Source organism: Pseudomonas sp. WC2 (assembly GCF_050586545.1).
Classification (GTDB): domain Bacteria; phylum Pseudomonadota; class Gammaproteobacteria; order Pseudomonadales; family Pseudomonadaceae; genus Aquipseudomonas.
The window spans coordinates 1-337 of sequence record NZ_JBOBDR010000057.1 but is presented as its reverse complement, the minus strand read 5'-3'; the positions used below and the strand labels follow the sequence as shown (position 1 = coordinate 337).

The 337-nt window shown below is 59.9% G+C and carries 1 protein-coding gene; it reads left to right on the top strand.

The window, feature by feature from the left end; all coding sequences use genetic code 11:
• Positions 1–337 (top strand): immunoglobulin-like domain-containing protein (locus ACQ4OE_RS26800; RefSeq protein ID WP_430948460.1); only part of this gene is annotated, 337 nt, incomplete at both ends.

Genomic DNA, 337 nt, shown 5'->3' with positions numbered 1-337 from the left:
CATCGAGGCCGGCAAAACCACCGGCACTGTGACCGTTGCCGCTCCGGCGGATGACGTCTACAAAGATGCGGGCAAAGTCGAAGCGACCATTTCGACCGCGACCGGTGGCAACTTCGAAAACCTGGTTCCGAGCACTGTTCCAGCCGTCACCAACGTGACGGACACCATCGACACGACCACCGTCAAACTGACGGCGACCGAGTCCGCTGCCGAAGGTGGCACTGTCACCTACACCGCGACTGTCGGTGCACCAGTAACTGGTTCGCCTGTTACTGTGACTCTGGCCAACGGCCAGAACATCACCATCGAAGTCGGCAAAACCACTGGTACCGTGACC